General features: G+C 60.6%; 7 protein-coding genes. 3 read left to right on the top strand and 4 right to left on the bottom strand.

Going from position 1 to position 6,566, the window contains the following annotated elements; genetic code table 11:
- Positions 1-113 precede the first annotated feature (113 nt).
- The 3 genes from HMPREF2617_RS05035 to HMPREF2617_RS05025 form a co-directional block, all read right to left on the bottom strand.
- The gene (locus tag HMPREF2617_RS05035; protein ID WP_141763007.1) at positions 114-1,019 is read right to left on the bottom strand and encodes a hypothetical protein; all 906 of its coding nucleotides are present in this window, start codon (positions 1,017-1,019) and stop codon (positions 114-116) included.
- An 84-nt stretch (positions 1,020-1,103) separates the two neighbouring features.
- Positions 1,104-1,352 (bottom strand): hypothetical protein, encoded by a 249-nt coding sequence (locus tag HMPREF2617_RS05030; RefSeq protein ID WP_070772145.1) that lies wholly within the window; start codon positions 1,350-1,352, stop codon positions 1,104-1,106.
- Positions 1,352-1,768 carry a guanyl-specific ribonuclease gene (locus tag HMPREF2617_RS05025; protein WP_070840243.1) on the bottom strand — a complete coding sequence of 139 codons (417 nt, stop codon included), beginning with the start codon at positions 1,766-1,768 and terminating at the stop codon, positions 1,352-1,354. The genes HMPREF2617_RS05030 and HMPREF2617_RS05025 overlap by 1 nt, the downstream gene beginning before the upstream one ends.
- A 35-nt stretch (positions 1,769-1,803) precedes the next feature.
- On the opposite strand from HMPREF2617_RS05025, the gene dnaG reads away from it, so the two are divergent.
- On the top strand, positions 1,804-3,801 hold the full coding sequence (gene dnaG / locus HMPREF2617_RS05020) for a DNA primase (protein ID WP_070840242.1): 1,998 nt from the start codon (positions 1,804-1,806) through the stop codon (positions 3,799-3,801).
- A gap of 125 nt (positions 3,802-3,926) precedes the next feature.
- Here the strand turns inward: dnaG and HMPREF2617_RS05015 are convergent, their stop codons facing one another.
- Positions 3,927-4,148: a hypothetical protein gene (locus HMPREF2617_RS05015; protein WP_070840241.1), complete on the bottom strand. Its 222-nt coding sequence runs from the start codon at positions 4,146-4,148 to the stop codon at positions 3,927-3,929.
- 254 nt (positions 4,149-4,402) lie between these two features.
- Here HMPREF2617_RS05015 and HMPREF2617_RS05010 point away from each other — a divergent pair, with 254 nt between their 5' ends.
- Positions 4,403-5,551: an ImmA/IrrE family metallo-endopeptidase gene (locus tag HMPREF2617_RS05010; RefSeq protein WP_070840240.1), complete on the top strand. Its 1,149-nt coding sequence runs from the start codon at positions 4,403-4,405 to the stop codon at positions 5,549-5,551.
- 3 nt (positions 5,552-5,554) lie between these two features.
- Positions 5,555-6,040: a DUF4411 family protein gene (locus tag HMPREF2617_RS05005; RefSeq protein ID WP_070840239.1), complete on the top strand. Its 486-nt coding sequence runs from the start codon at positions 5,555-5,557 to the stop codon at positions 6,038-6,040.
- The last annotated feature ends 526 nt before the right edge of the window (positions 6,041-6,566 follow it).

Below are 6,566 nucleotides of genomic sequence, written 5' to 3'. Positions count from 1 at the left end.
TGCCCCTAAGCTGCCAATCGGACACCTTCCACCCCTCAGGGCGGTCGCCTCACCGCGCTCAAACAGCGCTCACACACCGCCCACACAACGCGCTCACACAGCCGGCGACCGCCTCACCACTCCCACTTTGGCAGCGAGTGCTTATATATGACGGCATTACGCGCCCGGCCTACTTCCCTCATGAAAAGGTCCGGTCTGAAGAACAGATCTGAGAAGTCCCAGCGCACTGTCGGGAAGTTGTGGTGCGAAGTCCAGGAGGCGCGTGTGTCTTCGGGGAAACCGAAGTCGGAATCGAAGCCGGTGGCGTCGTCGATGATGATGGCGATGTTGCGCATCCCGCCGCAGTCGACAATTAGAGGCCCGGATGTGACCCATGGTTTTAGGAACACCGGGTAACAGTCAATCCGGTGTGAGGAGAGGACGGCGCGGGCGAGGCTGTACCGGTACTCGGGCAGCGGTGTCACACCAGCGACCATTCTGTGCGCCCGTTTGAGAATCTCGGGCCGGCAACCTTCGAACCCGTCGATGTAATCGTGCACTGTGCGGCGTGAGTAGTGCAACAGGAGCCAATCGGTTGCCGTGAGTTGGTCGGTGATGGTGCCGAAGCGGAACAGGTCGATGTAGGTACGGAGTCGGTCGGTGTAGCGGATGTTGTGGGCGGTGATGGTTTCGTCGTCACGCACGGGCACTGAGCGGAATCGTGTCAGATAGGGCCATTTGCTTTTGGCGGGCGGTTTTCCGGACGGTAGTGCGACATCGACGGTCCAGTCGGTGAATGGCCCAATCCACATGCCGTGTTGCACTGCGGCCCAGCGACCGAGGAGGATCGCTTTGCGACTGTCGCGCGAGACTCCCGCACCGCGGACCAGCATTTGGTCGCGCAGTGGGAGCGATTGCCACCATTCTTTCTCGACGGTGGTTGTCCGCGTCACATAGCGCGGGTTCGCGCTGGGCGCGTTGGCTTGCTCGTCAAAATCTTCTCTCAACCCCCGAAGGTGAGCCATTTCTGCATACCCCATGCAAGCCAGTATCGCGCCTGGCGGCTGCGTTGGGAACCCCTCGCGTGCACAATATAGTGGACATTTCCGAGTTCGGGTTTGCCCCTAAGCTGCCAATTCGACCCCTTCATCCTCAAACACTGCGCGCATTTTGCTTGTCGACGACCCCTCCACCCTCCAGGAAGCCACCACCACCCGTTTCACTTGGGTTTCCCGCAGGAGGTCGGCGAGCGCGTCGAGGTTTGTGGGCACGGGACGGTCGGCGGCGTCTTTGGGGCCGTAGGCGGCGGTGAGGATGCCGCGGGCGAGGTCCTCAAGCGTGTGGACCGGGTTGGCGAGAAAGATCGGATTCATCAGTTGACCTCCATTTCGCAGAAGGATTCGTAGTGGTCGTCGGTGTAGTACCAGGCCTCGACGCCGGAAGCGTCGCCGCCGGTGACGATGCGCCTCGCCCCGCGGTGGCGCAACCCTGGCGTGTCCACGGTGTACTCGCGGTAATAGTTGCGGGACTCCTGTGGCAGGACGCGTTCGTAGTTACCGAAGCGTTTGTCGTCGTTGGCGGGGTAGGGGAAGGGGCCGCCGGCTTCGATGAGGTCGACGGTGTCCCAGGCTTCGTCGGGAAGCGAGCCGCACGCCGGCAGCCCCGAGGCGGTCGCGGTCGAGGTTGCGCTCGACGCCACGGCGCTGGTTGGTGCCGGGGTGGGTGAGGGGGTCGTCGATACGCAACTGCTCAACGCGAGGCAGGTCAGCAGGACAATCGGGCGCTTCATAGGCCCATATCGTTGCACACGCTACGATGAGCGCCATGGCAAGGGGCAGAATTCCGGATAGTGACATTGAGGCTATCCGTCAGCGCGCACCGCTCGACGAGATCGTGGGCGAGTATGTGCAGTTGAAGCCTGCCGGGCACGACTCGCTGAAGGGCCTGAGTCCGTTCAAGGACGAGAAGACCCCGAGTTTCCATGTTCGCCCTGCTCACGGGTATTACCACTGCTTCTCCACGGGCAAGGGCGGGGATGTGTTCTCGTTCCTGATGGAGATGGAGCAGTTGACCTTCCCGGAGGCGGTGGAGGCGGTTGCGGACCAGATTGGGTACCGCATTAATTACCAGGGCGGTTCTACGGGTGCGCGTGATGTGAAGCCGGGCACGCGCCAGCGGCTGTTGGCGGCGAATAAGGCGGCGCACGAGTTTTACCGCGAGCAGTTGGAAACGCCTGAGGCGAAGGTTGCGCGCGACTTCCTGCTCAACCGTGGGTTTTCGCGCGAGTTGATCCTGGATTTCGAGTGCGGTTACGCCCCCGACGGTTGGGACACGCTGACAAAGCACCTGCTGCGCAAGGGTTTTGAGGTGCAGGAACTCATCGATGCCGGCATTTCCTCCCAGGGCAAACGCGGGCCGATTGATAAGTTCCGCCGCCGTCTGATTTGGCCGATTAAGGATGCCGCGTCGAACACGATCGGTTTCGGCGCGCGCAAACTTTTCGACGACGACCCCATGGGCAAGTACATGAACACCTCCGACACCATGCTGTATCACAAGTCGAAGGTGCTGTTCGGCATCGATAAGGCAAAGCGCAACATTGCCACCCAGCACCAGACGGTGGTGGTGGAGGGCTACACTGACGTGATGGCCATGCATGCCGCCGGCGTGACCACCGCCGTGGCCACCTGCGGTACCGCGTTCGGCTCCGAGCACATGAGCCTGATCCGCCGCCTGATGCTGGACGACAACTTCTTCCGCGGCGAACTGATCTACACCTTCGACGGCGACGAGGCCGGCCAGAAGGCTGCGATGCGCGCCTACAACACCGACACGGAGTTCGGCGGCCAGTCGTTTGTCGCCGTCGCCCCGGACGGCATGGACCCCTGCGACCTGCGTCTGGAGAAGGGCGACAGCGCTCTTCGGGACCTCGTCGCCTCCCGCATCCCCGTCTACGAGTTCGTCATTGAGTCCCTCCTGAAGAATTACTCCCTCGATTCGGCCGAAGGACGCGTCCAAGCTTTACGACGCACCGTCCCCGTCGTCGCCTCCATCGACGACAAAATTCTCCAACAGGAATACGCCCGCCGCCTCGCCGGCTGGGTGGGCTGGCCCAACCCCGACGAAGTGTTGGAACAGGTCCGCGCCGAGGCGAAGAAGCCGAAAAAGGAGAAGCGCCAGCGCGTCTCCCTTGCCGCCCGGCAGGCCGCCGCTGGCCCCGACTCCTCCGGCCGCCAGGCGGAGTTGCTGATCCCGCCGCGCCCCGACGATCCGATGCTGTGGCCCCAGCGCGAAGCCTTGAAGATCGCCCTGCAGCACCCGTCGAAAGCCGGCAACTATTTCGACGGCATCAACCCGGACTCCTTCACCCACGACGCCTACCAGCAGGTCCGTGAGGCCATCACCGCCGCCGGCGGCTGCGCCCGCGCTGGTGACGGTGTGGGCGCTGGTGCCGCTAGCTCCGCTGGTGCCGCTGCTGTCGCAGGGCCCGCTGGCGCTGCGCCCACCGACTCTGCCCCCGACGGTGGCGCCTCCTGGATCGCTGCCGTCGCCGGCGAGATGCGCGACCTTTCCGGCCGCAACTTTGTTTCCGAACTCGCCGTCGAGCCCATTCACGCCGACGACCTCGACGAATACGCCGACTCCGTTCTCTCCCGCCTGCAAGAGACCCGCGTCGGCGAACAGATCGCCCAGCTCAAGGCGCAGCTGCAGCGCATGCGCCCCTCTGACGACGAAGAGGCCTACAACGCGTTGTTTTCCGACCTGGTCGCCCTGGAGCAGGCCCGCCGGGACCTCAACGACCGCGCCTTCCGCGGGCGTTAGGCCCCAACGCCCCGGTTTACATATTTCGTTTGTGTAAAACCCCGCATATCCGCGTGTCGGTTTTTACACTCCGCGCAGGTCGCAGCTCCCTGCCCTGCAACATCTTGCATCGCCCCGAAGCGCCACTAGGAGGTCAGCCCGCCGCCGCCTGCTTCACCAACAACCGTAATTTCAATGTGAGCAGCGTCGGGGTGTGCGGTGAGCTCTGGAAAGAGTCGAAGTGCTTCTCGGAACTCGTTTCTAAGTTGCTTTACAGATCGAGCCTGGACAATGACGCCAGAGTCTTCTTCAAGTTGCCCCACCCACCAGCCGGATGAGTGCTCAGCGGTCGCTGTGAAACGGTTCATCGTTGCTGCACCAATCTGTTTTGAGTCCCTGCCCGATCAACGCTCATCGTAACTCAATCAATACGCCAAAAAGTGAGCTTAGGAGCAAACCCGAACTCACCGAGTCGCATTAAACGCCCAGTACAGCGGCGGCATCGACCCTCCACATCAAAACCGGTTCACGTGTCAACTCTGGGTGACATACTGACCCCATACGCACTATCGTCTTGGGCAGAGTTCGGTTTTCGCAGGAAGAGTGACAAGGAGGTGGGCCGATGAACTCGCCGCGTGTTTCGGTCACGCCTTCCGTTTTGCAGTGGGCCGCTCGTCGCACGGGTTTGGATGACGATGAGTTGCTCAAGCGTTTTCCAAAATTCGATTCCTGGTTGGAGGGGGACGCACAACCCACGCTGCGTCAGGCACAAGACTTGGCTCGCCGCGCCAAGATTCCGTTCGGGAGGTTGCTGCTTAAGGAGCCTTCGGGAGAAGACACTGGTGTTGCAGATTTCCGGACCGTCAGGAATTCTGCGTTGGGGTCGATGAGCCCAGATCTTCAAGAGGTTGTTCTCAAGTCGCAGCAGCGTCTGGCTTGGTACTCGGACTACGCAAAGGATGAGGGGATCGAACCCCCGGTCTTTTTCGCTTCCGCCTCGAGTTCTCAGCGCCCTCAAGACGTCGCGCTGTCCATCCGCGAGCATCTCGGGTTTGATGCAGAAGCCCCATTTCCGGGGGCGGATAAAGTGCGCGCCTTGGTTCTGTCGATGGAAGAAGCAGGGGTGTTGGTGGCGCGAAATTCGATCGTGGAGAGTTCAACGAAGCGTCGTTTGAGCGTCGATGAGTTTCGCGGGTTCACCATTGAAGACGATGGTTTCTGTCTCGTCTTCATCAACACTCGCGATGCAAAGACCGCGCAGTTGTTCAGCCTCGCGCATGAGCTTGGCCACGTTGTGCTCGGAAAACCGGGTGTCTCCGATCATACGGACGGCGTGCAGTTGGAGCGGTGGTGCAACCAGTTTGCTTCTGAGCTCATTGCTCCGGCATCTGCAGTGCAGAAGCTTTTCGACGACACCATGCCGACCAAAGACCAAGTCGAACGACTCGCCCGTCGCTTTGGCCTGAGTAGGGAAGCCATGCTCTGGCGCTTCGAGGAATTGGGACTCATTGATCAAGAGGAAGCACGCCGCGTACTGCCTTTGGTGAAGCACACTGGAGAGCGAGCGGAGAGGACCGGTGAGGGGGCACCGCCGCACCACGTGCTGGTTCGTTCCCGTGTTGGTGGAAGGTTCTTTGACACGGTTACGCAAGCGGCGGTGAACGGCCAAATATCGCAACGGGAGGCTGCGCGATACCTGGGAAGTAATTCAAGCGAGTCGTTCGCGAATCTAGTCAATGCGCGCCAGGTGCGAGGCCGGAAAGCGGTGTAGCGGATGTATTTGGTGGACACCAACTTCCTGGGCACCTTGGCCAGTGTTTATCCGGATACTGTGTTTCCGACGCTTTGGAAGAAACTTGAGGTTGCGTTGACCTCCGACGAAGTCTTCTTCCATGAAGAGGTTGATAAAGAGCTTGCTGTGTGGGGTGCTCCTGAGTACGGCTGGTATCAGAAGAATGTCCGCCAAGAGCAAATAATCTTCCCTGATCAAAAAGAGATCGATTGTTACCAGGAAGTCGTGGAATGGGTAGTGCTGGGGAGGAAGCCCAAGTACCACGAAGCCGCGGTTACGGAGTTTCTCAATGAGGCCGACTCATGGTTGGTGGCATCGGCATATCGCTACGGCGCGACCATCGTTACTAACGAGGCGTCGGCGCCTAACAGCCTAAAGAAGATAAAGATCCCTGACGTGGCTGTGCAGTTCAAGGTGCCCTGTATCAGTGCGCTCGAGTTCCTTCGGCGCCTGGATATTCGGATCTAAGCCTCAAACCCGAACTCGCTGGGCCGTGATTCTGCGACAAATCAAACCTCCAGCAGGGGTAACATCTGTCACTTTCCCCAGGTCGTCGTTCGCGCCAATGAACGATCTGTCACACCCCCGGAACTCCCCCCGATCCCGGACAAATGTGAAGGGCAGGTTGTGTCCCCGACTTAGATGTGAGGGCTGCGCCATCAGCCAAAACGGGGCAGGCTGGTTATTCGACCCCTCACACCCGCCCTTCACAACTGGGTGAGGTCCCTCGCATCTAGAATGAGCCAACCGGCCGCACAGGCAGAGGCACCATCACCTAAACGGTGAGGGCAGGAGATGTGGATCTAGGTGAGGGGGTCCGATCTAGATCTGACCGTGCCAGCTGTGAGGGGCTAGATATGAGGTTCTCGCCGTCGCCCGAAAACGGCCTCAGTTGTTTACTCGCACCTCTCGCGCTCGGCCTCTCACATCTGAGTGGGGTTTACACCCCTGCCCCTCGCATTAAGTGTGTTTTGTCAAGTTGTTTTAGGCCGTT

It is taken from the genome of Corynebacterium sp. HMSC070H05, from assembly GCF_001837615.1.
GTDB classification, from domain to species: domain Bacteria; phylum Actinomycetota; class Actinomycetes; order Mycobacteriales; family Mycobacteriaceae; genus Corynebacterium; species Corynebacterium coyleae.
This window is presented reverse-complemented; position numbering and strand designations above follow the sequence as displayed.